At 68.9% G+C, this 25,660-nt stretch carries 25 protein-coding genes; 11 read left to right on the top strand and 14 right to left on the bottom strand.

Translation table 11 applies throughout. The annotated features are described in order from the left end of the window. Positions 1 to 2 precede the first annotated feature (2 nt). The 6 genes from LZ199_RS10330 to LZ199_RS10355 form a co-directional block, all read right to left on the bottom strand. Positions 3 to 1,223 carry a PilW family protein gene (locus LZ199_RS10330; protein ID WP_253993488.1) on the bottom strand — a complete coding sequence of 407 codons (1,221 nt, stop codon included), beginning with the start codon at positions 1,221 to 1,223 and terminating at the stop codon, positions 3 to 5. Next, entirely contained in the window at positions 1,220 to 1,744 is a 525-nt protein-coding gene (locus LZ199_RS10335; RefSeq protein WP_253993489.1) for a type IV pilus modification PilV family protein, read from the bottom strand. The genes LZ199_RS10330 and LZ199_RS10335 overlap by 4 nt, the downstream gene beginning before the upstream one ends. Continuing rightward, positions 1,741 to 5,997 (bottom strand): DUF4114 domain-containing protein, encoded by a 4,257-nt coding sequence (locus tag LZ199_RS10340; RefSeq protein ID WP_253993490.1) that lies wholly within the window; start codon positions 5,995 to 5,997, stop codon positions 1,741 to 1,743. Before LZ199_RS10340 ends, LZ199_RS10335 begins: the two co-directional genes overlap by 4 nt. Continuing rightward, complete coding sequence (locus tag LZ199_RS10345; protein ID WP_253993491.1) at positions 5,997 to 6,476, bottom strand: c-type cytochrome; 480 nt, start codon at positions 6,474 to 6,476, stop codon at positions 5,997 to 5,999. The genes LZ199_RS10340 and LZ199_RS10345 overlap by 1 nt, the downstream gene beginning before the upstream one ends. A gap of 27 nt (positions 6,477 to 6,503) precedes the next feature. Next, a complete protein-coding gene (locus LZ199_RS10350) occupies positions 6,504 to 7,235 on the bottom strand; it encodes a hypothetical protein (protein WP_253993492.1) in 732 nt (243 codons plus the stop codon). Between the two features lie 229 nt (positions 7,236 to 7,464). Further along, a complete protein-coding gene (locus LZ199_RS10355) occupies positions 7,465 to 8,181 on the bottom strand; it encodes a Mut7-C ubiquitin/RNAse domain-containing protein (protein WP_253993493.1) in 717 nt (238 codons plus the stop codon). A gap of 203 nt (positions 8,182 to 8,384) precedes the next feature. Between LZ199_RS10355 and LZ199_RS10360 the strand changes: the two genes are divergently transcribed. Next, a complete protein-coding gene (locus LZ199_RS10360; RefSeq protein ID WP_253993494.1) occupies positions 8,385 to 9,986 on the top strand; it encodes an endonuclease/exonuclease/phosphatase family protein in 1,602 nt (533 codons plus the stop codon). Positions 9,987 to 10,035: 49 nt separating this feature from the next. Here the strand turns inward: LZ199_RS10360 and LZ199_RS10365 are convergent, their stop codons facing one another. After that, on the bottom strand, positions 10,036 to 10,413 hold the full coding sequence (locus LZ199_RS10365; RefSeq protein WP_253993495.1) for a hypothetical protein: 378 nt from the start codon (positions 10,411 to 10,413) through the stop codon (positions 10,036 to 10,038). 121 nt (positions 10,414 to 10,534) lie between these two features. Between LZ199_RS10365 and lspA (LZ199_RS10370) the strand changes: the two genes are divergently transcribed. The 7 genes from lspA (LZ199_RS10370) (at position 10,535) to LZ199_RS10400 (ending at position 16,489) form a co-directional block, all read left to right on the top strand. Then, positions 10,535 to 11,158 carry a signal peptidase II gene (gene lspA / locus LZ199_RS10370; protein WP_253993496.1) on the top strand — a complete coding sequence of 208 codons (624 nt, stop codon included), beginning with the start codon at positions 10,535 to 10,537 and terminating at the stop codon, positions 11,156 to 11,158. A 33-nt stretch (positions 11,159 to 11,191) separates the two neighbouring features. Beyond that, complete coding sequence (lspA, locus tag LZ199_RS10375) at positions 11,192 to 11,803, top strand: signal peptidase II (RefSeq protein WP_253993497.1); 612 nt, start codon at positions 11,192 to 11,194, stop codon at positions 11,801 to 11,803. 116 nt (positions 11,804 to 11,919) lie between these two features. Further along, on the top strand, positions 11,920 to 13,227 hold the full coding sequence (locus tag LZ199_RS10380) for a prolipoprotein diacylglyceryl transferase (protein WP_253993498.1): 1,308 nt from the start codon (positions 11,920 to 11,922) through the stop codon (positions 13,225 to 13,227). Positions 13,228 to 13,268: 41 nt separating this feature from the next. Further along, positions 13,269 to 14,489, top strand: a complete 1,221-nt coding sequence (locus tag LZ199_RS10385; RefSeq protein ID WP_253993499.1) for an MXAN_5187 C-terminal domain-containing protein — start codon at positions 13,269 to 13,271, stop codon at positions 14,487 to 14,489. Between the two features lie 9 nt (positions 14,490 to 14,498). Then, positions 14,499 to 15,002 carry a KdsC family phosphatase gene (locus tag LZ199_RS10390; protein WP_253993500.1) on the top strand — a complete coding sequence of 168 codons (504 nt, stop codon included), beginning with the start codon at positions 14,499 to 14,501 and terminating at the stop codon, positions 15,000 to 15,002. Between the two features lie 42 nt (positions 15,003 to 15,044). Further along, a complete protein-coding gene (locus LZ199_RS10395) occupies positions 15,045 to 15,929 on the top strand; it encodes a hypothetical protein (RefSeq protein WP_253993501.1) in 885 nt (294 codons plus the stop codon). Between the two features lie 176 nt (positions 15,930 to 16,105). Continuing rightward, the gene (locus LZ199_RS10400; protein ID WP_256568994.1) at positions 16,106 to 16,489 is read left to right on the top strand and encodes a hypothetical protein; all 384 of its coding nucleotides are present in this window, start codon (positions 16,106 to 16,108) and stop codon (positions 16,487 to 16,489) included. 8 nt (positions 16,490 to 16,497) lie between these two features. Here the strand turns inward: LZ199_RS10400 and LZ199_RS10405 are convergent, their stop codons facing one another. Genes LZ199_RS10405 through LZ199_RS10415 form a run of 3 tightly spaced genes read right to left on the bottom strand, consistent with a single transcriptional unit; the run spans position 16,498 to position 19,241 of the window. After that, positions 16,498 to 17,214, bottom strand: coding sequence for a LytR/AlgR family response regulator transcription factor (locus tag LZ199_RS10405; RefSeq protein WP_253993503.1), 717 nt, complete (start codon positions 17,212 to 17,214; stop codon positions 16,498 to 16,500). Then, on the bottom strand, positions 17,211 to 18,281 hold the full coding sequence (locus tag LZ199_RS10410) for a sensor histidine kinase (protein ID WP_253993504.1): 1,071 nt from the start codon (positions 18,279 to 18,281) through the stop codon (positions 17,211 to 17,213). The genes LZ199_RS10405 and LZ199_RS10410 overlap by 4 nt, the downstream gene beginning before the upstream one ends. A 39-nt stretch (positions 18,282 to 18,320) precedes the next feature. Beyond that, positions 18,321 to 19,241 carry an alpha/beta fold hydrolase gene (locus LZ199_RS10415; RefSeq protein WP_253993505.1) on the bottom strand — a complete coding sequence of 307 codons (921 nt, stop codon included), beginning with the start codon at positions 19,239 to 19,241 and terminating at the stop codon, positions 18,321 to 18,323. Positions 19,242 to 19,436: 195 nt separating this feature from the next. Between LZ199_RS10415 and LZ199_RS10420 the strand changes: the two genes are divergently transcribed. After that, positions 19,437 to 19,775: a hypothetical protein gene (locus tag LZ199_RS10420; protein WP_253993506.1), complete on the top strand. Its 339-nt coding sequence runs from the start codon at positions 19,437 to 19,439 to the stop codon at positions 19,773 to 19,775. 21 nt (positions 19,776 to 19,796) lie between these two features. Here the strand turns inward: LZ199_RS10420 and LZ199_RS10425 are convergent, their stop codons facing one another. Further along, positions 19,797 to 20,240: an NADAR family protein gene (locus LZ199_RS10425; RefSeq protein ID WP_253993507.1), complete on the bottom strand. Its 444-nt coding sequence runs from the start codon at positions 20,238 to 20,240 to the stop codon at positions 19,797 to 19,799. A 201-nt stretch (positions 20,241 to 20,441) separates the two neighbouring features. On the opposite strand from LZ199_RS10425, the gene LZ199_RS10430 reads away from it, so the two are divergent. Together LZ199_RS10430 and LZ199_RS10435 are read left to right on the top strand one after the other, a co-directional pair. After that, on the top strand, positions 20,442 to 20,693 hold the full coding sequence (locus LZ199_RS10430; protein ID WP_240356189.1) for a hypothetical protein: 252 nt from the start codon (positions 20,442 to 20,444) through the stop codon (positions 20,691 to 20,693). Continuing rightward, positions 20,693 to 21,601, top strand: a complete 909-nt coding sequence (locus tag LZ199_RS10435; RefSeq protein ID WP_253993508.1) for a tetratricopeptide repeat protein — start codon at positions 20,693 to 20,695, stop codon at positions 21,599 to 21,601. Before LZ199_RS10430 ends, LZ199_RS10435 begins: the two co-directional genes overlap by 1 nt. A 22-nt stretch (positions 21,602 to 21,623) precedes the next feature. On the opposite strand, the gene LZ199_RS10440 is transcribed toward LZ199_RS10435, so the two are convergent. The 3 genes from LZ199_RS10440 to LZ199_RS10450 form a co-directional block, all read right to left on the bottom strand. After that, the gene (locus LZ199_RS10440) at positions 21,624 to 22,547 is read right to left on the bottom strand and encodes a DUF6929 family protein (RefSeq protein WP_253993509.1); all 924 of its coding nucleotides are present in this window, start codon (positions 22,545 to 22,547) and stop codon (positions 21,624 to 21,626) included. Positions 22,548 to 22,586: 39 nt separating this feature from the next. Continuing rightward, positions 22,587 to 23,912, bottom strand: a complete 1,326-nt coding sequence (mgtE, locus tag LZ199_RS10445) for a magnesium transporter (RefSeq protein ID WP_253993510.1) — start codon at positions 23,910 to 23,912, stop codon at positions 22,587 to 22,589. Positions 23,913 to 24,102: 190 nt separating this feature from the next. Then, the gene (locus LZ199_RS10450) at positions 24,103 to 25,473 is read right to left on the bottom strand and encodes a hypothetical protein (protein WP_253993511.1); all 1,371 of its coding nucleotides are present in this window, start codon (positions 25,471 to 25,473) and stop codon (positions 24,103 to 24,105) included. Positions 25,474 to 25,660 lie beyond the last annotated feature (187 nt).

The raw sequence follows: 25,660 nt of genomic DNA on the forward strand, positions 1-25,660 counted from the left end.
GCTCACGTCCCTCCTGCCGCAGGGGCCTGCAGCCCGGCCGACACGAAGTTCCGGGGCGCCACGCGGAGGGTATAGGTCCGCCGCTTGAAGCCGTCCTGAGGGAAGTTATCCTTGTCCAGCACGTTGATGGTCGCCGGGTCCACCACGGACCGGTCCGAGCGCGGCGTCCGGATGATCAGCGTGATTTCCACCTCGCGCACCCGCTGGCGCAGCCTCGCGCGCAGGTCCGTTTCGTTGGTGACCGGCGCTTCAATGGGAGCCAGCACGTCCACCGTGCAGGTCGTGGGGCCATTGATGGTGCACTGGTCGATGCTCGTGCCACCGGTCAGGCTGGTGGGGAACCACCGATAGGCGGTGTTCGGCTGCGTCAGGTCGATGACGGCGTAGCGAATCTGCATCCGCTCCACGTCCCGACTCACCACCGCCCAGTTGGCCGCGCCCGGGGCCAGGTACTCCAGCGCGGGACTGCCGCCCGCCCAGTTCACCCGGTAGGCCGCGCTCACGGTGCGCATGAGGGTCCAACCCCTCTGTGTCCACTTCGTGTCCCCTTCAGTCGCGCACAGCCCCGTGTTCGTCGTGGCGGCGCCATGGCCCGGAGTCGCCGTCACCTTTGCCGTGGTCGGAGCCGGGTTGTCCTGAATCTGGGTCAGCTGGAAGTGACAGGCCAGGTCACCCTCCGTCGGGTTGCTGACGATGACCGGCGTCGACGCCGGTCCGCCGGAGGGCACCAGCGCCATGGAAGGATTCGAAGGCGTGCACAGCTGCCCGGCTTCGCGGACGTGGTCGCCACCACCCGAGCATCCCGTGAGCGTCAGCATGGTGCGCGGGTCACCCCAGTAGAGCTGCAGCACATCCGAGGCCATGTCGACGTACGGCGTTCCCGCGGGTGGGAGCGAGAAGCTCGGGTCCGCGGTGAACGGGGCCGCCGCCGAGCTCATGTCCATCTTGGACCAGCTCATCAATGCGAAGCGCTGGTCGCCTTCCGAGAACTGGATGGGGGAGTTGCCCATGCCCATGCCGGCGCGCTGCACGTCCAGGGTGAGCAGGTCCTTCACCGCCCGCCCCGTCACCTGCGCCACCATGGTCTGTTCCTCGAAGAGGGCACGCCGCTGCATCTGCATGCCCACCACCAGGCCCACACCGAGCACGACGACGCCAATGGCGCTGGAGATCATCACCTCCAGCAAGGTGAAGCCGCCTTGGGAACGAAGCGTCCTTCTCATGGCGCCATCCTCGTCTGAAGGACCACGACCTGGCGTCCCGTGCGTCCCGGCTCCACCCAGCTCACCGAGACGCGGACATTGGCGATGTTGCCGGCTGTGCCCGCCGAGCCACCCAGGTCCCGGTCCACCGGGGGGAACCCGGAGGCGCCATCCTCGATGGAGCCCGCGAGCGCCGGACTGTCGACGTCCACCGCCACCTCGTACTGGCGTGCCACGTCACCGACGGGCGCGGCGGTCCGCAGCTCTCCGCCAGCCGTCTGCCACAGGGTGGTTCGCTGACCATCCAGGGGTATCAGGTTGGCGCACGGAGGGGTGGCCGAGCAGCCCATGGAGGAGATGTTCTCCAAGGTCCGCTCCGCGAGCAGCTGTGCCTGGGTGGCGGTGAGCGTGCGCCGGTTGGACGCGCTGATCTGCGTCACCAGCGTCATCACCGCGGCGATGCCCACGAGCATCACGGCCATGGTGGCGAGCACCTCCAGGAGCGTGACGCCCCTGGAGGCCTGGAACCGCGAGGAAATCATCGAGGCAGCCTTCCATCCGGAATGGGGTCGTACACGAGCACGCGCGAGCGGGTCTCTCCCGCGTTGCCCGCGCCGTTGTTCCACTTGTCGTCGCCCACCATCATCATCTGACCCGTGGCCGACAGGATGAACGCATGCTGGTCATGCACCACCGGCGCGCTGACGCCATGGCCACCAATCGCCACGCCCGTCTGCGTCGGTTTGCCTGTGTTGCCGTCCGGCATCTGCGACGTCGTGTAGAGCATGCCGCTCGAGTCCTCGCTCAGGTTGCAGACGTCGGCGGCCGCGCCCACGGCGGTGGTCGTGAAGACCTGGTCATCGCTGAGCGACACGCCACCCCACACCGTCTGGCCAGGGTCCAGCTGGCTCACCCAGAGAGGCTCCAGCAAATCGCAGGCCTCGGAGCCGTCGGGGTTCGGGTCCTCGAAGGCCATCAGGTGGTAGCGGTAGTTCTCCTTGTCGGTGGGACCGTCGCCAATCTCGTCCGGATTGTCGCTGGTGCCGAAGTAGAAGCGGACCAGCGGCTTGGCGCCGTCACGCACCACCTTCACTGCGATGTTGGAGTGGATCTGCTGGAAGTGGGTGGTACCGGGGGGGTTGCTCGCCGCATCGCGGTGCGTGGAGGCCGCCATCGGCGCGCTGGCCACCCGGCACGTCTTGACCTGACGGCCCAGGTCCCGGTTCGTCTCCACCGAGTCCAGGTTGATGCGGTACACGCTGCCGGCCGTGGTGGGCACGTACATGACGTCGTAGTTGCCGTCGCGGTTGAGGTCCACCATCGCGGTGGCGCCCGCGACGCCGGAGCCCTCGTCCAGGGTGATGACGCCCGCGTAGCGACCCGAGGGAGCGGAGCCCTTCTTCAGCGGCGTGCCCGTGCTCATGTCCAGCAGATAGAGCGTCCCGGACCGGTCGGCCGCGGGCCTGTAGTCGGTGCCCACGACGGCCGTCCACCGGCCCTCCGCCTCGTCGCCCCACTTGATGCGGACCACGGAGGGCGCATGGCGCGAGCCGGAGTTGTCCGGCAACAGCACGTCCTCGTCGTCGTCGGCCGCGTCCGAGAACGCGTCGAAGAGGGCGGTGTTCCTCAGGTCGAACTCCCACAGCGGCGTCGGATATGTGGCGGTGCCGGGATGGGTGATGTCGAGCGCGAAGACGGCGGGGCTCGACCTGCCGGACGCGGAGACGAGCACCGTCCGGGCACCCTTCAGCGGACGCGCCGTCACCACGGCGCCGGAGGCCGGCGTCCACTTGGCGGCCAGGCCACCGAAGTCCACGTTGGTGATGGTGGGCGAGGCATCCATCTGCGGCTTGGGCTTGTCACCCGTGCCCGGGTACTTGGCGTACAGGTAGCGGTATCGGTCCAGCAGGATTCGCGGCATGTACGCGAACTTCTCGTCACCCGAGCCGTACTGGCGCGGGGCGACAGGGTCGATGCAGGCCGCGCCTGCGTGCTTGAAGTAGCCGCGCAGCTGGATGTCGTCCGTGCACTCGTCCTTGCCCTCGACGCGGAACTCGCCGGATTCGAAGCCGTGCATGAAGCCGTTCATCGTCCCCACGTAGGCGATGGAGGGGCGCGTCGACAGCGGCGTCATGAAGTTGCGGCGGTACAGGTCGCGCTCCGCGGGCAGCGCGCCCATCGCCCACGAGTCCAGGTACGGCGGCACTGCCACGGCCACCGTGGACAGGTTGATGCCACCCATGGCCCACGGACGCTTCACGTTGGTGGCTCCCGGCAACTGGTGGTCTTCCCACCCGTAGAGCCACTCGCGGAAGACGTTCCGGTCGTTGTTGGCCGTGGTGTTCACCTTGGACGGGGGACCGGGGATGGTGGGCGTGCCACACTTGCCGTCGCCGTTCATGTCGTAGAGGGGCTTGCCGGCGACCTGCTCGTCACAAAGGATGTCCGGGAAGAGGACGCTGTCCTTCGACTGGGGGCCCACCATGTCGTCTTCGAGGGTGGCCCGGGTGCCGTCCGCCTTCAGCGTGTAGATCTTGCGGTTGAGCGGGTCCCCACCTCCGCGGAAGCTCATGGCCATCACCTTGCCCGCATCCCAGCGCTCGACGACGTTGGTGACGTCGGTGTCCTCGGGGTCATAGAGCGAGCGGAAGTACAGCCGGCCGCGCACCGAGTAGTCCTTGCGGTTGTCGTAGGTGCGCTCGGTGGCCTCGGGCATTCCGTTGCCCGGCCAGTTCTTGCCCCAGTCGCTGCCCGGCGTCTCGTTCACGCCCCAGAGGATGGCGTTGCCCACCGTGGACGGAGACGAGCGCGAGTAGCTGCCGGCACGCACGGCCTGGTAGCCCACGTTGACGTTGTCGACGACGGGGACGCACCGGTCATCCGGGCTGGTGATGTCCACCTTCCAGCACAGCTGCGACCCAGTGAAGCCCAGCTCCAGCAGGTCCAGTTCCTTCGTGTTGGCGTCGCCCGCGTCGAAGCGCACGGGAATCCAGGTGCGGTTCGGATTTATCTTACGGACGTACGCGCCGTTCTCGAACACGATGTTGTGGCAGTCCACCGCCACCGAGTACTCGATGGTGGGCGCGGGCTTGCCCGGCAGCGAGCAGGCTCCCGGAGTCACCTCCGTCCAGCACGGCGGGCTGGCGCATGTGCCGGAATAGGGCGCGAAGTCGTCGTAGCGCGAGAAGCGCACCTTGGTGATGACGAAGTCCTCCGCGTCGCTCAGGTCGATTTCGCCCGTGAGGCTGCCGGAGCGGAAGGTGCCGCCGTTCTGCTTGTTGATGACGAACACCACGTCGTTGAAGTCTCGGTCGCCGCCGCCTGGAAGGTCCTCGAAGCCCAGAATCCAGCGGAACTCGTCCGTGGACGGCGCACCCACGATGACGTGCGGCATGGGGTTTCGGTTGGTGCCGGTGGGGCGAGGAATATTCACCGCCTCCTTGGGCATCACCAGGTTGCCGTAGGTGGCCTGCGTCCTCAGACGCAGCAGCGTGTCACTGTCCAGCCAGCCGCACAGCTTGCGGCTGTTGTCCGCCAGCATGCACTGGGGGGCCGCAGTGGCTGTGGGGTTCTCGGCGGCGCAGTTCTCCGCGTAGTCACAGCCGATGTTGCGCTCGGCCACCACCGGATTTGCCAGGGAGTTCTGGTCCAGGTTCCACGCCGACTTGGAGAAGAAGACGTTGATGGGCGTGCGCAGGTGCAGCAGGCACTTGCCGGCGTTGTCCTGCTTCAGGCAGGGATAGACGGTGCCCTCGTTCGGACCATGGTTGGAGTCGTAGTAGACGATGAGGAAGAAGATGATCTCCTTCTGGCCCTTGATGAGTCCCAGGTCGACGGTGCGGTCATTGATGTTGATGACGTTGTCAGCGCCCGCGCGCAGGATGCCGCGGTTGTCATAGGCGGTGACGTTGTAGTCGGGGATGCCATCGTTGTTGTCGTCACGGTCGGCCACGGGCGCCATGTTGCCCCATGTCGTCTCTGTGCCATCGTCATCCTCGTCGTCCGCGAGCAGGAAGACCATCTGTCCGATGCCACTGTTGCCGTTCTCGTCGTCCCGCGGCTCCAGCAGGTTGGGGATGTGCGGGAACAAGCCCTTGTCGGAGAACTGGGTCGCGGTGACGTTGGTTCCTCCCCGGGCCTGGCCCACGATGTCCGTGTCGATATGGGTGGAGCCTCCGCCCGGCCGGGCATCCGCGAGTCCGTTGCCCCCGGTGACGCGCACCCAGGTGGCGCCGCAGTTCCGCATGGCGATTTCCGGCTCGGTGTACGTCTCACCACCTGAGGTGAAGGACCGTACCGGGCACCGACGGTCGTTAGCCTTGCCCACGTAGGGACGGGCCTTGGGTCCAGTGGCGGGCGCCAGGTTGTAGAGGTCTTCGTGCAGGTCGAAGATGCCGTTGCTGTTGGTGTCCAGCAGCTCGCCCTGCGCGTTCGTGTAGCCCTCGTCGATCGCGTCCTGCAGGTACATGTACCCGAGCGCGTGCGAGGCGCCTGCGGACTCGAACACGTAGCTGATGGTGACGCGCTGGTCGTAGGGGAACTTGATGACCTCGGAGTTCAGCTGCTCCGGAGGCAGGAGCCGGAGGTTCGACGTGTCGGGCGAGTGGCGCCCACTGCTCGTCAGCTCGATGCTCGGGTTCTCCGCCTCCGCCTGGCTGTCGTATTCAGCGTTGCTGAACCCGTCCTGCTTGTCCTTGGACAGGTTGTCTTCGCAGAGGTTGGCGACGTTCTGGGCGGCCGCGAGCGGGGCCGTCAGCAGGCAGAGCACTGCGAGGGCGCGGTGAAGGGTTCTCATCACTTCTTCCCCTGGGAAGGACGGGCGGATTCAAGCGACTCGCGGCGCTGCTTCGCGCGGCGGGCGGCGAGGTCTTTCTCGAGCTGCTGACGGAGCTGCTCATCGCGAGACAGCGGAGGCGGTCGCGAGCTGGTCTTCAGATAGGACACCAGCGCGTCCATCTCGGTCGGGTGCATCCCGCGCGTGTCGCAGCGGGTGTCCTTCTTGCTCTCGCTGGGCGCGGTAATCCAGGTGCGCAGCCCCTCGCTGGAGGTCTCCTTCACCTTCGGGCCCAGCTCCACGCGCTTCTCCTGCAAGGACCGCACGGGGGCCTTGATGCGCGGGCCGCCGTTCTTCTGCGCCTTCAGCGCGCTCTTCGTGGGCTGCGGGGTGAGGGTGTGACAGCTCGCGCAGGCCTTCTGGAATGCGCTCTGTCCTTCGGCGTTCGCCGCGGCGAAGCCGGGCAGCAACAGGAGCGCGACAAGTGAAAGGCGTTTCATGGGGAGACTCGCGGGACAGCGAGGGAATCAGGGCGTGTTGTTGGGGAGGGTCCGGATGGGCACATTCGTGGGCGCGCCCGTGTCCTGCGTATTGTTGTAGGTGTTGTCGGCGCCGCAGCCGCTCTGCGTGCAGCCGGGGCCAATGGCGATCGCACCGACCTGGTTGATGATGAGCGCCTGGACGATGGCCCTCGTGGGACGTCCGTCCCGGCTGAGCACCTCGCCCACGGCCGCCACCCAGACGCGACCGTTGGCGTCGGTCGTGGGGTCGTTGTCGTCGACGTCGTCGCGCACGAAGACGCGGTAGCGGACGTTGTTCTGCTCCGGGTAGTCGACGTAGGGGTCACCAGACGCACTGGCCTTCTCGGCGGCCGGCAGGTAGGTGGGGGCCAGGCGCAGGTAGTTCCAGGGGTCGCCCGGTGTGGCGGGCAGCAGCTCCATCCAGGCAGGATTCGCGCCCGCCAGGCCCAGCTCCGTCACAGTGGCGTTCGCGGCCGTGAGCGCCGAGAAGGCTTGGAGGTAGGTCAATTCGACAGGGGAGGATCGAAGGCGCATCGCCTCGCGCCCCTCCGCCAGCCCCGCCTCCGCCGCGAAGAACGCTTCCTTCTGTCGGCGCGCGTCGGCCTGGGTGTCCGCCTCGCGGCCCACCACCCGGTAGCTCAGCATCACCGCCATCGTCACGACCACGACGACGCCGAGCGCGACGAGGAGCGTGAAGCCCCGAGCAGCTCGGTTCCGGGGGAGGTTTCGGTGCGCCATCTGAGGAACTCCTGTACGCGCCGCTCGGGGGAAAGCGACGGAAGTGTCGCCAACTCAGCAACTCACGTGCCCGCAAGGGCAGGTCGGCAACCCCCTGAAATCCTTCCGGTGCGGGCCAGCCCGGAGAGGAATGGGGTCCGGATTGACCTCGCAAAAGATGCGAGGCTACGTGCTTTTGCGTAGTGGAGGGTTCACGGCGGGAGCAACCGGGCAGGCGCCCGGAGCCGCGTCATCCGGGCTCCTGCTCCAGCGCGCGCAGCCGGTTCACCAGGGCCTGCATTCGCTCCTGGTGCGAGCCGGCCCAGAAGACCCGCCGGCAGTCGGGACATTGTTGGAACCGCGAGTACCGCTCCGCCACGCCTTCGGGGACGCGGTCTGTCACCTCGTGTGGTTCCGCGGGACTCAGGGATGCGTTGCAGGCGATGCACCGGGAGAACGGCTTCATCCGCGCCGTGAGCCCGTAGCGGCGCACCACCTCCACCAGCTGCTCAGCGGGGTCCGTCTCGCGAGGGAAGTAGCCCAGGACGACCTCGCCCCGCTTGAGCACGCCGATGTCCCGCGTCAGCACGACGCGCTGCTCGGTGCTGGAGATTCGCGCCAGCTCTTCATCCGCGAAGTCGTTGCGCCAGAGCGTGTCGAAGCCGAGCATCCGCAGGAAGCCCGACAGCCGTCCCAGTCCCACGTCGAGCACGAAGCGGGGCATGCCCTCCACGTGCTGGAGCGCTGGCCAGGCCTCCACCCGCGAGCCGGGCGTCACCCGGTGCGAGAAGCCCACGGGCTCGTCGTTGACGTGCACCCGGTCCATTTCGGGGTGGGGAGGCCCGAGCGACTCGATGAGGTCCTTGACCGCCGGCGAGCCCTGGGGCGCCACCTGCAACTCCTCCAGTCCGCGCTTCTCCGGAGCGAGGAAGTCCTTGAGTCGGCCATGGAGTCGGACGGTCACCACTGGAGGCTCTGGATTCCGCCGCGATGCGCGGCCGGGAGGGTTGGGCGAGGTTCACCCCGCGATTTTCACCGCTGTAAATGTTCGATTTGGCGGTAAGTCGCAGGACTAGAGCCCGGGTCGCCTTCTATACTCCCGCGCCCGTCCACTTGCCGGTGCTGACGGTCGACACCTTGAATCGTCATCACGGAAGCAGGCCCGAGCGCATGAAGAAGACTTTCTCCTACCTGGCGTGTGCGGCGGTCTCGCTCACGATTCTCGCGCTGGCCTGTGGTGATTCGGATCCGCCCAAGACGCCGCTGCCGCTGGAGGATGGCGGGGTGCTGTGGGTGCAGTGTGATCCACAGCAAGTACCAGGTGTCTGTGGCGCGGACGAGGAGTGCCGCTTCGTCCCGTTCTATGACCGCTCCATCTGCGTGCGCCCGTGCGGGCCGCAGGCCGCGTGTGGTCAGGCGGAGGCGCAGTGCTGCCCCACGGGTGAGGAGCGCGACGGCGGCGAGGCGACCTTCTGCCTGCCGAGTGAGGTCTGCGAGGCGACCCCGGATGCCGGCGCCGACGCGGGGGATGGGGGCGAGGCGGCCGACGACGGCGGATCAACGCTGGACGGTGGCGACGTCGAGGGCGACGCGGGCCCGGTGACCGATACCGATGCCGGTCCTGAGACCGACGCGGGTCCTGGCCCTGGCACCGACGCCGGCCCTGGTCCCGAGACCGATGCGGGTCCTGGCCCCGTTACCGATGCGGGTACGCAGATTGACGCCGGCCCCGGCCCCGAGACCGACGCGGGCCCCGTCACCGATGCGGGTACGCAGATTGACGCCGGTCCCGGCCCCGAGATTGACGCGGGCAGCCCGATCGACGCCGGTCCTGGTCCGGGCACGGACGCGGGCACCGACGCAGGCAGCCCGATTGACGCCGGTCCCGGTCCGGGAACGGACGCGGGCACGGACGCCGGCACGAGCACCGACGCCGGCACGAGCACCGACGCCGGCACGAGCACCGACGCCGGCACGGGGACGGGCTACACGAACATCCGCATCATGGCGGCGAACATCTCCAGCGGGAACGGGCAGGACTACGACCCGGGCCACGGCATCCGCCTGATGCAGGGCGTGGACCCCGACGTCGTGCTCATCCAGGAGTTCAACTACCGGACCGACTCGGTGGCGGACATCAGCACGCTGGTGAACGCGGTGGGCAGCGGCTTCTATTACTACCGGGAGGAAGGCGCGCAGATCCCCAACGGCGTCATCAGCCGTTGGCCCATCATCCAGTCGGGTGAGTGGAACGACACGCAGGTCTCCAACCGGGACTTCGCGTGGGCGCGCATCGACATCCCTGGCCCGAAGGACCTCTGGGCGGTGAGCGTGCACCTGCTCACGTCGGGCTCGGGCGCTCGCAACAACGAGGCGAACCTCATCGTCAACTACATCCGGGCGCAAATTCCGGAGAGCGACTACCTGGTCATCGGCGGCGACCTCAACACCGACAGCCGCTCGGAGGCGTGCTTCACCACGTTCAAGAACGTGGTCGTCACCACCGCGCCGCACCCGGCCGACAAGAACGGCAACGTCAACACCAACGCCAACCGGAACAAGCCGTATGACCATGTCCTGGTGGACGCGGACCTGAACCAGTACCACCAGCCCACCGTCATCGGCTCCAACAGCTTCGCGGGCGGACTGGTGCTCGACACCCGCGTCTACACGCCGCTGTCGGACATCGCGCCGGCGCAATCCGGAGACAGCGGTGCCTCCGGCATGCAGCACATGGGCATCATCAAGGACTTCCGCGTCCCCAACTTCTGAGTCGGTGACGCTCGCGCGCGGCGGCCCATTCCGGGGTCGCCGCGTGCGCTCAGAAGCTCCACTTGTGCTTGTTGCGCTCGATGAAGCGCGCCACCGGTGGGATGCGCGCGATGAGCGGCGTGAGCACGAACACCGCCGCCAGTCGCAGGGGCTTCACCACCTGCGAGGCCGCGTAGGCCGCCGCCCACGAGCCCGCCTTCTCGCCGGCGCTCGACGGCTGGAAGCCCAGCTTGATGGCGAAGTAGAAACCCACCAGCACCAGGCCGAAGATGACGTAGTTCGTCACCAGCGCCAGCGGGCCGTACTCCAGCATCAGCGTCTTGAAGCGCGCCATCAGCGACGGCTTCGCGGCCTTGGCCGTCTGGGTCGGGGCGGGTGGGGGCGTGTCGGAGACTGAAGGATTCACGTCGGGCTCAACAGGCGACATGTCTCCACCATGCCCCAAAGAAGCGCTGGGAGGGAGACAGAGCGGGCAGGCCACCTGGGGCCGGCCAGGCACACCGGGTTGTCAGGGCTCGGGGGAGCGGGTTAGAGGATTGGGACGCGTCATGAAAGCCTCCCTCCGCCTCCTCCTCCTCGTGGCCACCACGGTGCTCGTCGCAGACCAGGTGACCAAATATCTGGCTGTGTCCCGGCTGACAGATGCCCTGGATGGGCGGGAAGGGGTGGCCCGGGTGACGGGCTACTTCACCCAGCACAACCTGGACAACGACCCTCCGCCTCAGGGTGAGCGGACGGTGACGCGGCCCCATCGCTTCATCGAGGACTACTGGCACTTCCGCTACGTGGAGAACCCGGGCGCGGCGTGGGGGCTGTTCGCCAACCTGCCGGACGGGGTGCGGCGCTCGTTCTTCCACGTGGTGAGCGTGGCGGCGCTGGCCTTCATCTTCCTGATGTACCGCCGCACCTCGCTGGACCAGAAGCTGGTGCGCGTGGCGCTGGCGCTCATCACCGGCGGCGCGCTGGGCAACTTCGTGGACCGGCTGATTCGCGGCTACGTCATCGACTTCATCGACTGGCATTGGCGCAACCAGCCAGGCATGCGCTGGCCCACCTTCAACGTGGCGGACGCGGCCATCTGCGTGGGCGTGGCCTTCATGCTGCTGGACTCGCTGAAGGTGCGCCGCCCGGAGACCGTTCCGGCGCCCCTGACGCAGAGCCCCAATCCGTGACGGCTGGGGGGCTGGTGGTGTAAGCCCCGGGCCGTGCCTCGCAAATACGTCATCCTCATCGCCGTCGCCCTGGGCGTCATCGTCCTGGACCAGTGGACGAAGTACCTCGTCGTCCGTGAGCTGACCTCCCAGATGCAAGGGCAGGAGACGCTGGGCGGGCGCCTGGGCGCCATGTTCGGCGAGCCGCCCCCGCAGGGCTTCGACGGGCTGCACTACCGCTCGCGCCGCAGCATCGAGGTGTCCGACTCCTTCTTCCGCCTGCGCTACGCGGAGAACCCGGGCGCGGCCTGGGGCCTGTTCCGCAGCCTCCCGCCCCAGCAGCGCGGCCCGCTCTTCCACGTGGTGAGCCTGGGCGCGGTGGTCCTCATCGTCTTCTACTTCCGCAAGCTGTCCGGCTCGGACCCGGAGGAGAAGTGGGCGCTGTGGGGCCTGCCGCTGGTGCTGGGCGGCGCGCTGGGCAACTACATCGACCGGCTGGCGCGGGGCTTCGTCATCGACTTCCTGGAGGCCCACTGGTTCGACAAGGCCGCGTGGCCTTCGTTCAACATCGCCGACGCGGCCATCTGCGTGGGCGTGGGGCTGCTGCTCGTGGACGCCTTCGTCCGCAAGGAGAAGCCCGCACCGGCCCCGTCCAAGGCCGCCTGAAGCAACGCCTCCCGGGAGGGCAGCCGGGCGGACCGGCGGGCCCCTCGCCTTGTCTGGCCGCGCGACGGGAGTAGCCTCCCCGCCGCGCCGCACCCTTCGCCCTCCGGCAGGTCCCCATGCTTCCCGTCCTCTTCCGCTTCACCTTCACCAGCCTCTGGACGCAACTGCTGCTGTACGCGGTCGCCGCGGGCACGGTGGGCTACATCGCCTTCAACGGGTGGCGGGGCGCGCCGAGCGTGCTGGACCCGAAGACGGGCACCCTGGCCGAGGCGACCTCCACGGACCGGCTGCTGCGCGCGCTGGGCTTCGGCGTCGCCGGTGCGGGGCTCGCGTGGTTCGGCCTGAAGTACGCGCTGCCCGCGGACGCGTTCCCCGGCGGCAAGGGCGAGGGCATCCCCCTTCACACCTACGGCGTGCTCCTGGCGGCTGGCTTCTCCCTGGCGCTGACGGTGGCGGGGCGGCTGGCCCAGGACGAGTGGCGCCAGGTGAAGCTCGTCGAGGGGCGCTGGGTGAACCTGGAGGGGATGAAGAAGCGCGAGCAGGTGCTGGACATGGCCTTCTGGGTGCTCATCGGCGGCATCGGCGGCAGCCGGCTGCTCTTCATCCTGGTCAACTGGAAGGACTACGCCAAGGACTGGACGCAGGTGTTCTCGCTGGGCGGTGGGCTCGTCTTCTACGGAGGCCTCATCGGCGCGGCGGTGGCGGCGTGGCTCTACGCTCGCTCCACGGGCATGGACTTCCTGCGGCTGGCGGACGTGTGCATCCCCACCGTGTCGTTGGGCCAGTGCCTGGGCCGGCTGGGCTGCTTCAGTGCGGGGTGCTGCTGGGGGGACGTGGCGCCCTCGCACGCGGCCTCCGCCGTGCACTTCCCGGGGCCCGGAATCGCGCAGGACCTGCTCGGGCGGGTGGGCAACTCGTCGAGCCTCGCGTACTCCTCCCAACTGGAGGACTCGCGCTTCGTCGTGGAGGCGACAGGACAGATTCTGCACCAGGCGGCGCCGGACGCGGTGCGCATCTCCGACTGGGTGCTCCAGCACGGCCACACCCTGGGCGTCTACCCCACCCAGCTCTTCGAGTCCGTGGGTCAGCTCGTCCTCTTCGTGGGGCTCATGTACGCGCGCCGCTACCGCCGCTTCCACGGGCAGATTTTCGCCCTGTGGCTGATGGCCTACGCGGTGCTGCGCAGCACGGTGGAATTGTTCCGTGGGGACGTGGAGCGAGGCACCCTGCACGGGCTCCTGGAGTCAATGGGGGCCCAGGGGCTGGCGGCCTCGGTGCCGCTGGAGGCCTGGTACAACGTCTCCACCAGCCAGTTCATCTCGCTGTGCATGTTCACTTTGGGCGCCGTGCTGCTCTACCAGAAGGGGCGGCGAGGGGCGGGCGAGGCGGCGGGCGGTCTGGGTCCCACCCCGTCGGCGGCGTGAGGTTGATCCCCGGGCGCGGGTTGGGGACACTCTGAGGAGTCATGCCTCCCTCCGACGCCCGACAGTCGTCCGCTTCGAAGTCCTCCGCTTCGAAGTCCTCCGCTTCGAAGTCCCAGGCCCCGTCGGACAGCAGCTCCAGCGAGGCCGTGCTCCAGGAGTGCGAGGCGCTGGAGGCGGAGCTGGCCATCCTCCGCAACCTCTACGAGCAGTACTTCCTGGGCAACGAGCGTCACCCGCCCACGCGGGCGCATGACGACTTCAAGAAGCGGGTGATGCGGCTCAAGACGGGCTTCATCCGCAGCACCGCCGCCAAGTTCCGCGTCGGGAGCATCCACGGCAAGTACCTCACGTACGACAGGCTCTGGGCGCGCACGCTGCAGGAAATCGAGGCGGGCACGTACAAGCGGGACTTGTTCAAGGCCCGCCGTCGCGCGGAGGTGCGCGGTCCGTCTTCCAGCAGTGACGCGAAGAAGGGCGTGGTGGAGCTCCCTGAGGACATCTCCGACATGGACTTCGAGGAGGTGGAGGAGATTCTCCGCCCCCGCCCCGCCAACGAACCGCAGGTGCCGTCCGCCGCCGCTTCGGTCGGAACGCCCTTCCGGGGGACGCCCTCGGTGCCTTCCGTGACGCCCGCGGTGGCTCCAGTCTCTTCTCCGCCTCCGTCGCGAGCGTCAGGCGTGCCCGGGGTGGCTCCGCTGACCGCCGGTGGGATGCCCTCCGTGGCGCCAGTGACGGGAACGCCGCCGCGAGGACAGCCCTCGGTGGCGCCGGTGACGGGAACGCCGCCGCGTGGACAGCCCACGGTGGCGCCGGTGACGGGAGCCCCCATGCGCGGCGGACTGCCCACGGTGACGTCGCCGCTGGGAAGCGCGCCCGCGAAGGCTCCCGCGACAGTGCCTCCGGGCATGGCCGCGAAGCCGGCGAGCACTGTGAGCACCGTCCCTCCCGCACGGCCCACCGTGCCGGGTGCGACGACGGTGCCCAGGCCGGCCACGGTGCCGCCGCCGTCTTCGGCGTCCAGGCCTCCCCCGTCGGGAGGAGGCGGCGGCATGTCGGACGACAAGCTGCGCGCGGTGTACGACGCGTACGTCACCGCGAAGCGGCGGTGCCAGGAAGACACCTCGAAAATCTCCTACGAGTCGGTGGCCGCGACGCTGCGCAAGCAGGTGCCGGAGCTGCTCAAGCAGCACAACGCCAAGGCGGTGGAGTTCAAGGTCGTCATCAAGGACGGCAAGGCCTCGCTCAAGGCCGTGCCGAAGTAGGCCCTCGCGATGAACCAGAACCTGGAATCGCTCAAGGCGAGGGTGGCGCGGCTGTCGGTGATGATTTTCGACATCGACGGGACGCTCACCGACGGCCGCATCTTCTGGGTGCCCAACTCCGGCTGGACGCAGATGTACAGCGTGCGGGACGGCATGGGCATCAAGCGGCTGCAGGAGGTGGGCATCGAGGTGGCCGCCATCTCCGGAGGCGACAGCCTGTCCGCGCAGATGCGGATGCAGTCGCTGGGAATCAAGCACGTGCACTTCGGCAGTCAGGACAAGGTGGCGCACTTCGAGAAGCTGCTGGCGCTGCTGAATGTCTCCGCCGAGCACTGTGGCTACATGGGTGACGAGGTGGTGGACCTGCCGCTGCTCAAGGCCGTGGGCTTCTCCTCCGCGCCGCCCGAGGCACCGGACGAGGTGCGCGCGCAGGTGCACTACGTCGCCCAGAAGCCCGCGGGCTTCGGTGCCGCGCGCGAGGTCTGCGAGTTCATCCTCCGCCACCGCGCGTAGGCGCCGCTTCACGCGACTCGGTGCTCGCGGGAGCGCAAGCGCGTGGTTCCCTGTGCTAGGTCCGCGCGGGTGAACAAGGTCGCCCGGCCCTGGTGGTTCGTCGCTCCCGTCTTCGCGACGTGTGTCGCCCTCTGGGCGGCGAGCGCGCACGGTGTTCGCCCCGCTGCGTTCCTTCCGAACCTCGCCGCCATCCTCGTCGGAGGCGCGGGCTTCCGGCTGCTGACCCAAGGGCCGTGGGAGTCGCATCGCCGGGCGGAGCGAGTGCTTCCCGTGCTCGCGTGTCTCGCCATCGCCGCGACGTTGGCCGCGCCGGGGCTGGAGGGCGTTCATCGCTGGTGGTCGCTGGGGCCCGTTCGCATCAACGCGTCAGCGGCCTTCCTGCCGTGGCTGTTTCTCGGCGTCGCGGCGCGCGGTGCCTGGCCCCGGTGGCTCGCGTGTGGGCTCCTGGTGTTGGTGCAGGGGCTTCACCTCCTGCAGCCGGATGCCTCACAGGCCACGGCGCTCGCGCTCGCGGCGCTGCCGTTGTTGGTGGGGGGCGACTTCGTGAACAGGCGCGTAGGCATCCCCATCGCCGTGCTGTTGCTGGGGCTCGCGGTCGTCACCTGGACGCGGAGCGACCCGCTGGAGCCGCTCGAGCATGTGGAGCGCATCCTCGTGCTCATCGTGTCGCGAGGAGCGCTCGGTGTGTTCGTGGCGATGGCCGCCGTGACGGGGTTGTTGCTCCCGGGACTCCTCGCGGCGCGGAGTCGGGATTCGAGGACCGCGCGACTGGGTGTCGCCTTCGTCCTGTATTTCGCCGCGTTGCTGGGCGCGACGTTCTTCGGGAACTTTCCTGTTCCCGTCATCGGCGCGGGCGCGGGGCCTGTTCTCGGCTGGTGGGCGATGCTCACGGTGCTGCGCGTACATGTGCAGGTGCCCCGGGCGTGAAACCGGGGCGTCGGTGTCCGCGCCAACCCGAGCCTCGGTGTTGGGAATCGTTACTTCCTGAAAAGTCTGCCGGGTCGCTTGCCCGCACGGGTTGTCGCGTCAGGGGTGCCTCCCTAGTTTGGGCTTCGCGCATGAGGCCGGCGGACGGCGCGAGACACGTGGGAGGCGATGTGGGGATGCAGAGGTGGCTCGGGCTGTCGGTGGTGGTGGTGGGCCTCTCGGTGACCACGGGGTGCTCCACGCCCTCCGAGGAGTCCCAGGAGCGGCTCGCGGTGTTGGAGGCGGAGGCCGAGCAGCTGGACGCGGTGCTGGACGACGTCGAGGAGCGGCTCCTCGGCAACCAGGCCATGCTCCAGACGTGGCAGGAGATGGGGCGTCGTCACCAGGAGGTGACGCAGCTGCATTGTCAGACGGCGGAACCGCACATGCTGGCGCGCATGAAGCACTACGAGAAGATGGAGGAGCGGGTGAACCAGATGCGGCGCCGCAGCAGCGTGGCCGCGGTGGACCCGGTGCTCACCTCCGGCAAGTCGCCCAAGCACAAGCAGGGCGCGAACTGACGCGAGCCTCAGAGGCTCATGCGCTCGCGGAAGCGCTGGGACTGACGGCGTGACATCTCCACCTCGGTGCCTCCGCGCAGGCGCGCCACCAGCGTGCCTCCGGGGCCGGGCTCCAGGGACTCGACGAAGTCGAGGTTGATGAGGTGCTGACGGCTGGCGCGGAAGAAGCGCGCCGGGTCCAGCTTCTCTTCCAGGTAGCTCAGCGAGCGCAAGAGCAGCGGCTGATGTCCCTCCAGGTGCAGCCGGGCGTAGTTGCCCTCGGAGGTGATGAGCGGCACCTGCGCGAGCTGCACCAGCCAGCACCGTTCACCGTCTCGCACGAAGACCCGCTCCAGGGAGGCGTCCGGAGTGCGTGAAGGCGCGTGCGGTACCTGGGTGCCGCGCTGGCGCACGCGCTCCAGGGCCTCGGCGAGTCGCTCCGCTTCAATGGGCTTGAGCAGGTAGTCGAGCGCGTTGACGGAGAACGCGCGCACCGCATGGGCGTCATAAGCAGTGGTGAAGATGACGTCCGGAGGCTCGTCGAGTCGGGCCAGCACGTCGAAGCCCGTGCCACCTGGCATCTGGATGTCGAGCAGGAGCAGGTCCGGCTCCAGGGCCTCTACTTGTCGGCAGGCGTCGTCCACGTGCGTGGCTTCACCCACCACCCCCACGTCCGGGAAGGCGGCCAGCAGCCGACGCAGCTCGGCGCGGGCCAGTCGTTCGTCGTCGACGATGAGGACTCTCATGAGGGCAAGGGAATCCGGACGCGCGCCGTGGTGAGCGCCGCATGGGTCTGGTCGAGTTGGAGCGAGGCGTGGGCGCCGCACAGCAGGCGCAGTCGCTCGCTCGCGTTGTGGAGGCCCACGCCGTTGGAGTGGGGCGCGGCGGGAGTGCCGAGCGGCGCGGCGGTGTTGGCGACCTCCAACAGCAGCGCGCCTTCGTGCACGTGGGCGAGCAGGCTGACCTCGCCGCCTTCGGGAGTCTGGGCGATGCCGTGCTTGATGGCGTTCTCCACCAGCGTCTGGACGAGCATGGCGGGCACGGGGACATCGAGTGCATCGGGTGCCACGTCCTCGCGCACGCGGAGGCGCTCGTCGAGGCGGATGGCCTCCAGGCTCAGATAGTCACGCACCACCTGGAGCTCCTGGGACAGGGGCACCGTCTCGGGACCGCGCGCGGCGAGGGCATGGCGCAGCAGGGAGGACAGGCGTGTCACGGCCTGCTGCGCGCGGACAGGGTCCTCGACGATGAGGGCGCGCACGCTGTTGAGACAGTTGAAGAGGAAGTGGGGCTGGAGCTGGGCCTTGAGGAAGCGCAGCTCCGCGGTCTGGGCCGCGACCTCTTGTTGCCAGCGCTCGCGCTCCACGGTGCGGGTCCGCTCGACGAAGTGGACGGCGAACCAGGTGAGCAGCCACATCAGCATCACCACGGACCAGAACGAGACGCCGGTGATGGCGAAGGCGAAGGAGAAGTCCTCGGGCTTGTAGAGGCGGAGCACGGGGTAGGCCAGGAAGAGGCCCACGGCCTGCTGGAGGGCGCCCAGTCCCACGCTCGTGAGGAGCACGCGCGGCGCCAGTCGGAGCAGCGGGAGCTGGACCCACGCGCGAAGGTTCAGCGGGGCTCGAGCGAAGTGCGTCAGGACTCCGCCCGAGAGGCTCATCGCGACAATCCACAGCGAGCGGCGGCCCAATTGCTCGGCGCCTTGTGAAAGGGCGACCACGGTGAGGAGGGTCAGCAGGATGTTCACGAGGCCGTAGAGGCCCCATCCGCCCACCTGGCAGGCCACGTACACCTTGGCGCGTCGGGATGACATGCGTGTTCCTGCCTTCGTGAGGGCCTGACTTCACCACGCTCAGCGCTGGGACTCCACGCTCGCCGAGGCAGCGGTGGTCTTCAGGAAGGACTCCAGCGTGGCGAGGAAGCCCTGGGGGTCGTCCCACATGATGAAGTGCCGGGCCGTGTCGTGCATGGAGAGACGCACGGAGGGGAGGTTCTGGTACTGGCCGCGATAGTTGGCCTCCACGGCCTCGCGAGGGACACGTCCCTGGAGGGCAATCCAAGAGCCGAGTACTTGAGTGGGAGCGGTGATGCGAGACAGCTCCGGGCGCAGGTCGGTGATGCTCATCTCGTACACCGCCTGCGTCACCGTCTCCGGGTCCGAGTCGGCGCCCCAGCGTGCGGCGACCTCGCGGCGTGCTTCATCGGAGATATAGATTTGGAGCACCTGGCGCGAGGAGGCGTTGCGCTGCTCCACGGTCTGCATGCGGGCCTGGGTGCGGTACTGGTCGGCGAACGGCTTCGAGCTCTCGGCGGTGGCGCCCGGATACAGCAATGCGGGCAGGAAGGGCACGCTGTCCACGATGAAGACGCCGCCCACCAGGTCCGGTGCATCGGAGGCGAGGCCGAGCGCCAGCACACCGCCCAGGCTGTGTCCGACGACGATGGGCTTCTTCAGTCCCTGCGAGCGGATGTACTCGGCGAGTGCGCGACGCATGGTGGGCATGAAGGGCGCGGGGACCGAGGGCTGGCCCGCGAAGCCCGCGAGGGTGAAGACGTGGCAGTCGTACTGACTCTGGAGCTTGGCGACAGTTTCGTCCCAGACCTCGCCTGACGACGCGAGACCGGGGATGAACAACACGGGCTGGCCCTTGCCGGAGCGCTTCACCGCGAAGGGCGCGGTGGGGGCGGCGGCATTGCTGGCGCTGGAGGTGGTGGCGCAACCGAAGAGCAGGGGCACGGCGACGAACGCCGCCAGGAGCAGGGCACGAGACATGAAGGACCTCGACGATAAGGACACTGCCAGGAGGGCGGCGTCCGACGAGGAGGAAGGTACGTGTCGCGCGGCTGGGGGCCCTGGATACTCCATGAGCGGTTCGGGAGCGGGATGAGTGGCGGAGAGGCTGGGCGACTGGCGTGAGCGCGGGCAGGTCGTGCAGGCTCGTCGGCGTGGGCTGGGAAAGGAGCCGTCGTGTCGCCGCCATCCTTCGAGCAGGCTCATGTCGCTGAAGCGTCGACGGGAGAGGCGCCCGCCACGCCCTCGTTCGCGGAGTACCTGGCGCGCAGGTTGATGGTCGACAAGGGCTTCGAGCCCGGAACGCATCCCGAGGCAGTGGAGTTGGTCGACGCAGCGGACGCGGTGCTCACGTACTCAGATGGATACTCGTGCGTCATCATGTGCATCGTGGACCGGGAGCGTGAGCACGCGACGCCTCCAGGGACGCGATGGGCGGGCGCGGTGTCCGTGGTGGCGCTGGGGGCGGTGGGCGTGAGCGTCTTCTTCGCAGTGGGCTTTCGCGAGGGCTGGTGAGCCGGCCGGACAGGCTCGGAGTCAGGACCGTGCGCTCAGCTCCTGTCGAATCTCCATCAGGATGCGGCCCAGCATGTTCTTGCCGCTGCCGTCTCCACCGTCGCCCCAGTAGTCATCCTGGTCGGTGTGCTCGACGAGCTTCGCGTCGCCGGTCTCCAGCAGGAGTCGGGCGAGGTCCTCGTGTTGGGTGAACTTGGCGCGCACGGCCTCGCGCATGACGGAGACCTTGATGGACTCCCAGTCCCGCCGGAGCTTGCGTTTGCGGTCCCTGCCCAGACGGGCCGCGAGCATCGGAGTGCGAGCCTGTCGGACGGCCTCTTCGTCCGTGGGGTCCTCGAACTTCCGGGCCTGGAAGTAGTGCTCGCTCGTAGGCCACGTCTTGCCGCCCAGTTTGATGAGGTAGGGCGCGAAGTTGGAGCACCAGCCGTATTCGTCGGTGACGCTGTAGAAGTGGATGACCTTCATCGGGCCCGGAACACTGAAGGAGCTCGCTGCACCACGCCAGACCCGCGCCAACTCCTACCACGTGGGCGCCGGGTAGTTCATGACACGCTTGTTTTTCAGACTTCACCCTCTGTGGACCCAGGTCGCAAGGGTTTCCGCTGGGCAGGCGAGCAGGCGCACCGTTCCGTGACGGCGTGGGCGAATCCAGGTAGAACCGCCGCCGTGAGACGCACCGCGCGCGCAGTCCTCGCCGCCATCGGGGCGGGGTTGCTGGGATGCAACGACCTGGAAGTCTGCGGCTCCACGGCCCAGGACATCACCCGTGAAGACGGGAGCGTCTACCGTTGCGTCACGTCGGAGGATTGCCCCCGCACCTCCCGCGTCGACGTGTGCACCACCGACGTGTCGCCCATCGCCGAGTGCGTGAGCTGCGAGGATTCGCGCTGCGTCACCGTCACCCCGGAGAAGTGCTAGTGCGGGCGCTCCGGTTCGCGCTCCTGGCCCTGGCCCTGGCCAGCGCCGGGTGTCGTCGCGACAAGCCCGTGGACCACCTCCAGCGAGCCCGCGACGCCATCTACGAGAAGCGTCCCGACGAGGCCCTCGTCGAATACCGCAAGGCGTTCGACATGCTGCGGCACGACAGCACGCCGGAGGCGCTCGTCCTGCGCGCCCGCTCGCTGAAGGGCGCCGCGGACGTCTACTGGCTGGAGCAGCGCAAGGTGAAGGAGGCCGTGGGCGTCTACCGCGAGCTCATCCAGCAGTGCCCGGAGTCACCCGAGGCGCTCGATGCGCGCATCATCCTCGCGGAGCTGCTGCGCGTGCACTACCGCGACCTGCGCGGCGCCATCGACCAGCTCACCGCCGCGCTCCAGCGCAATCCGCCCCAGGGCGCGGAGCTGCACTACCAGGTGGCCAAGCTCTACTTCGAGCTGGGCGACTATCAGCAGTGCGAGCTGGAGACGCGTCGCCTCGTCGAGCGCTTCGCCACCAGCGTCTTCGTGGACGACACCCTGTTCCTCCAGGCTCAGGCCATCGCGATGATGGAGGGCCGTCGCCAGGAGGCCTCGCGCGCCTTCGCGGACCTGCGCACCCGCTTCCCGGACTCGGAGCTGTCGCCGCACGCCCTCTTCGAGATGGGCAAGCTGCGCTCGGATGCGGGTGAGCACGAGAAGGCCATCGAGACCTGGGTGGAGACGCTGAAGACGCACCCGGACCCGTCGCTCGTGCAGGACTACATCGCCCGGGCGCGCAAGCGCATCGCCAACACCACGGCGGAAGGCGTGGGCGAGCGAGAGGTGGCCTTCGACCGGGCCCGTCCCGCGCGCTCCTCGCTCGAGGCCGTGGGCGGCAGGCCCGAGGAAGCCGCGCACGAGCACGACTGACGAAGGGGCCCGTCCAGGGCGCCTACGCCGGTACGTCCAGCACCGCTTCCAGCAAGGGCGCCGCCACCGCGGGGTCATCCGCGTCCGCCACCAGCAGCAGGTGCACGCGCCCACCCTCGACCCGCGCGTCCACGCCCTCCAGCTTCACCTTCGCGTCCACCGAGTCCAGGAACAGCGGCGTCCCATCCGGTGCCAGCAGCCCCACCGCGGAGCCCGCCACCGGACCATCCGCGTAGGCATTTCGAGTGTCCTCGGCCGTCGCGGTGAACACGAGCCGCCCGTCCGGCAGCGGTGACGCATCCGTGAAGGACAGCCGCACTCCGCCCGAGCGCCCCAGCTCCCAGCGAGCAATCGTGCGCAGCACCTCCGGACCCAGCGCGCCCACTTCGATTCCCCGCAGCGCGCGCTCGCGGTCCAGGTCCACCAGCGCGTCCACGCCCGCGTCGCCATTGCCTCGCTGCAACAGCCGCAGCCGTCCGCCCACCACCGCCGCGCCCTCGATGTTGAGCGAGCCCAGCTCCCGGCCAATCTGCTGATACAGCGCCGAGCAGTCCACCGTGCGCGGCTCACCCGCGAGCGCGCCCTCCGCGTTCAGGGGCAGCACCGCGCCAATCATTCGAACCGGCGAGGACCCCGACGGCAGCGCCAGCAAGGCCCCATGAGGCGCGCCCGCGAGCGGACCCAGCACACAGAGCACCTCCAGGTCCGGCTTGGCCGCCTTGCGAGCCTGAAGCTCCTCTGGCAGCTCACCGGGGAAGAGTCGCGACAGGCGCCCCGGTGCGTCGCCGCGCACGGAGAACGTCGCCAGGTGCAGCGAGTCATCCGCGACGACGTGCAGCCACTCGCCCACGCGCACCAGTCCACTGGCGGCGGAGACGTGCGCGGCGCGGCCCGGTGACTCCGGGGCCTCCAGGGTGAGGGTGCGCCGAAGGGTGGTGCGAATCATGACCGGGCCTCCCGCGCGGGCTGGGGCTCGCGCCTCTCTCTAGAGCAGCGTGCCGCGCAGCAGGAGGCTGGCGACGGTGAAGTAGATGACCACGCCGCTGACGTCCACCAGCGTGGCCACGAAGGGCGCGGAGGCGCTCGCGGGGTCGAACCCGAAGCGGCGCAGCACCAGGGGCAGCATGGAGCCCGCGAGCGTGCCGAACGTCACCACGCCCAGCACGGAGAGCGCCACCGCGCAGCCCAGCAGGAAGGCGTGCTCGCCATAGGCGCCGGACACCTCCTGCCACACCACGATGCGACCCAGGCCCACCGCGCCCAGCACGAAGCCCAGCACCAGGCCGGAGAGGACCTCGCGCCGCGCCACGCGCCACCAGTCCTTCAGCCGCATCTCACCCAGCGCCAGCGCGCGGATGATGAGCGTGGAGGCCTGGCTGCCGGAGTTGCCGCCGGAGGAGATGATGAGCGGCACGAAGAGGCTGAGCACCACGGCGCGCTGAATCGCGCCCTCGAAGCTGCTCATGGCCGTGGCGGTGAGCATCTGTCCGAGGAAGAGGACGAGCAGCCAGCCGATGCGCTTCTTCAACATTCCGAAGAAGCCGACGTCGAAGTAGGGGGCCTCCAGGGCCTCCATGCCGCCGACCTTCTGGATGTCCTCGGTGGCCTCTTCCTGGACGACGTCGACGATGTCGTCCACCGTGACGATGCCCTTCATCCGGTTCTGCTCGTCGAGCACGGGCAGGGCCATGAAGCCGTGCTCGGTGAAGAGCTGGCTCACCACTTCCTGGTCCGTGTTCTCCGACACGGTGATGACGTCATGGTGCATGACGTCCGCGACCTTCTTGTCGCTGGCGGCCTGGAAGAGCTGGCGCAGCGAGAGCACGCCCTGCAGGCGCTGCTCCGTGTCCAGCGCGTAGGCGTAGTAGACGGTCTCCACCTTCTCCCGCGCTTGCTTGCGCAGGTAGCCGATGGCCTCGTCGATGGTCATGTCCGGCCGCACGCGCGCGAAGCGCGGGTTCATCAGACCGCCGGCGTCGTCCTCCGCGTAGGCCAGCAGCACGTTGACCTCGCGCCGGCTGGCGTCGTCGAGCTGCGCGAGGATGGCGTCGGCGGCTTCCGGCTCCACCGCCTGCACCAGGTCCGCCAGGTCGTCGGGGGGCAGCAGCCGCACCCACGTGCGCCGCTCCGATGTCGGGAGGTGGAGGATGAGTTCCGCCTGCTCGCGTGCGGACAGGCCGAGGAAGAAGTCGTCTGCCACAGCGGACGGCAAGAGGCGGAAGCCCTCCAAGCGCTCGTCGATGGAGAGCACCGGCCACGCTTCATGGAGCTCCTCCATGGAGAGCGAGGCGCTGAGAGGGCTGTCCATCATGGGGGCTCGCCTCCGACGGTGGGAGCGCGCGGCCAGTCGCGACGCGCCGGCCTCTCTACACCCGCACGGAGGGCACTGCGAGAGGCAGGCAACCATCTCCTCGCGCTTTTTCCGAACCTGTCACCGGTTCGGGGCCAAGGACAGTTCGTGGGAGCCCCGGGGAGTCACTTTCGGGGCTCGGCCAGGCAGTTCAGGGCACGGCCTGCTCATAGACCGTGGTGAAGCCGACAGTGGGGCGCGAGTCCCCGCCCCAGTGGAAGCGGGGCGACGTGGCGCGGGCGCCCTCCGCGAGCGGCATGTCGGTGGGCATCAGCTCCAGCCCCAGCGCGGACCTGCCGGGCAGGGCCCTCGGCCGTGTCAGCGCGGTGTCCTTCCGGGGGACGGCGTACAGGGAGGGGACGGTGAAGCCCGCGCGGAGGGGGGCGTCGGCCACGGCGATGGAGGCGTCCAGGATGAGCGCGTTCTGCTCGTCGAGCCGACCCGCGGAGATGCCCCAGCGATGCAGCATGCGTCCGGAGTTGCTCGTGGGGAGGTTGGTGCCGACCTGCGTCCACAGGATGCCGTCCTCCACCCCCACGGGCCTGCCTCGCACGGGGGCACAGACCACGTCCTCGCGCAGGAAGGCCCCGTCCGCTCCCAGCCTGAAGGCGCAGGCCGTGCTGTCCATCGTCCCGGACAGACTCACCACCAGCACCCGGTCCTCCGCCGCGCGCACCAGCAGCCCCACCGTGTTGTCCAGGCCAAAGGACATCCGGGTCAGCCCTGTCGCCCAGAACGCGGGAGTGGGGGACTCGAGCACTCCGGTGGGGGTGAAGACGAAGCGGTGCAGGACTTCACTGTCCAGCACCACCAGCTCGTTCTCCGAGGCCAGCCGCGACTGGATGGCCTTCACGCCCGTCGTCGTGCCCAGCAGCAGCGAGCCCGTCAGCTCCAGTTCGGAGCCCGTATCCACATACCGGCGCACCCGCCCATCTCCCACCACCCAGACGACGTTGCCCGACACGGCCACGTCGGGAGGCGTGGAGCTGGTGCCCAGCCGCAGGGGCCGGTCCGAGGGACCGCGCAGGGCGACTCCGTCACACAGCCACAGGCCATGCGCGGTGCGCTCCAGCTGGCCACACCGGGGAAGGGGCAGGGTGACGGGGGAGGAGGCGCCCGCCCAGTGGCTCGCCGCGTAGACGCCGAGCTGCCGGATGCCACCCACCGGAGTGAAGGCGAGGATGACGTGGTGCCTACCCACGACGGTGGGCGTGAAGCTCAGCGTGGCCACGGTGCCGGACGCCTGCAGGGAGACCTCGGAGGGCGTGAGGTGGTTCTCCGGGTCGAAGACCTCCGCGGTGGCCGTGTCGGGGGCCTGGGCCGTCTGGCCGCTCTCGCACTGGAGCGTCCGGGTGGCGATGTCCACCCGCATCGCCGCGGGAGAGCCCACCGGGACGAGCAGCGGGTCGATGCCGGGTGCACCCTCCGGGAGCGAGAGGTTGCAGATGGATGGCGCGTCGTCCGCCGCGCAGCCGGTGAGGGCGAAAAGGGCGGCCAGGGCGAGGGGGAGGGAAGTCTTCATCCGAGGGGGTCTCACCCCGACGTCGGCGTCCCCTCCGGCCAGGGGGAAGCGGCGCGGGCTTCGTCCTTCCTCATATCCCGAACCCGGAGCCCGGTCAGCCCCAGCGCGGTTGAGGGTATCGCTGAAAACACTCGCATGTCAGGGATGAAATATCCGCGCGTCAATTTTCGATGAAAGGAGCGGTGAA

It is taken from the genome of Myxococcus qinghaiensis (genome assembly GCF_024198215.1).
Classification (GTDB): Bacteria; Myxococcota; Myxococcia; order Myxococcales; family Myxococcaceae; genus Myxococcus; species Myxococcus qinghaiensis.

Coding starts and splice junctions, on each gene's coding strand:
- LZ199_RS10350 (WP_253993492.1), bottom strand. CDS start 7,235: ATGGCGCACCGAAACCTCCCCCGGAACCGAGCTGCTCGGGGCTTCACG.
- LZ199_RS10360 (WP_253993494.1), top strand. CDS start 8,385: ATGAAGAAGACTTTCTCCTACCTGGCGTGTGCGGCGGTCTCGCTCACG.
- LZ199_RS10405 (WP_253993503.1), bottom strand. CDS start 17,214: ATGAGAGTCCTCATCGTCGACGACGAACGACTGGCCCGCGCCGAGCTG.
- LZ199_RS10425 (WP_253993507.1), bottom strand. CDS start 20,240: ATGAAGGTCATCCACTTCTACAGCGTCACCGACGAATACGGCTGGTGC.
- LZ199_RS10450 (WP_253993511.1), bottom strand. CDS start 25,473: ATGAAGACTTCCCTCCCCCTCGCCCTGGCCGCCCTTTTCGCCCTCACC.
- LZ199_RS10400 (WP_256568994.1), top strand. CDS start 16,106: ATGCAGAGGTGGCTCGGGCTGTCGGTGGTGGTGGTGGGCCTCTCGGTG.
- LZ199_RS10410 (WP_253993504.1), bottom strand. CDS start 18,281: ATGTCATCCCGACGCGCCAAGGTGTACGTGGCCTGCCAGGTGGGCGGA.
- LZ199_RS10390 (WP_253993500.1), top strand. CDS start 14,499: ATGAACCAGAACCTGGAATCGCTCAAGGCGAGGGTGGCGCGGCTGTCG.
- LZ199_RS10365 (WP_253993495.1), bottom strand. CDS start 10,413: ATGTCGCCTGTTGAGCCCGACGTGAATCCTTCAGTCTCCGACACGCCC.
- LZ199_RS10385 (WP_253993499.1), top strand. CDS start 13,269: ATGCCTCCCTCCGACGCCCGACAGTCGTCCGCTTCGAAGTCCTCCGCT.
- LZ199_RS10440 (WP_253993509.1), bottom strand. CDS start 22,547: ATGATTCGCACCACCCTTCGGCGCACCCTCACCCTGGAGGCCCCGGAG.
- LZ199_RS10340 (WP_253993490.1), bottom strand. CDS start 5,997: ATGAGAACCCTTCACCGCGCCCTCGCAGTGCTCTGCCTGCTGACGGCC.
- lspA (WP_253993496.1), top strand. CDS start 10,535: ATGAAAGCCTCCCTCCGCCTCCTCCTCCTCGTGGCCACCACGGTGCTC.
- LZ199_RS10415 (WP_253993505.1), bottom strand. CDS start 19,241: ATGTCTCGTGCCCTGCTCCTGGCGGCGTTCGTCGCCGTGCCCCTGCTC.
- LZ199_RS10335 (WP_253993489.1), bottom strand. CDS start 1,744: ATGATTTCCTCGCGGTTCCAGGCCTCCAGGGGCGTCACGCTCCTGGAG.
- LZ199_RS10380 (WP_253993498.1), top strand. CDS start 11,920: ATGCTTCCCGTCCTCTTCCGCTTCACCTTCACCAGCCTCTGGACGCAA.
- LZ199_RS10330 (WP_253993488.1), bottom strand. CDS start 1,223: ATGAGAAGGACGCTTCGTTCCCAAGGCGGCTTCACCTTGCTGGAGGTG.
- mgtE (WP_253993510.1), bottom strand. CDS start 23,912: ATGATGGACAGCCCTCTCAGCGCCTCGCTCTCCATGGAGGAGCTCCAT.
- LZ199_RS10345 (WP_253993491.1), bottom strand. CDS start 6,476: ATGAAACGCCTTTCACTTGTCGCGCTCCTGTTGCTGCCCGGCTTCGCC.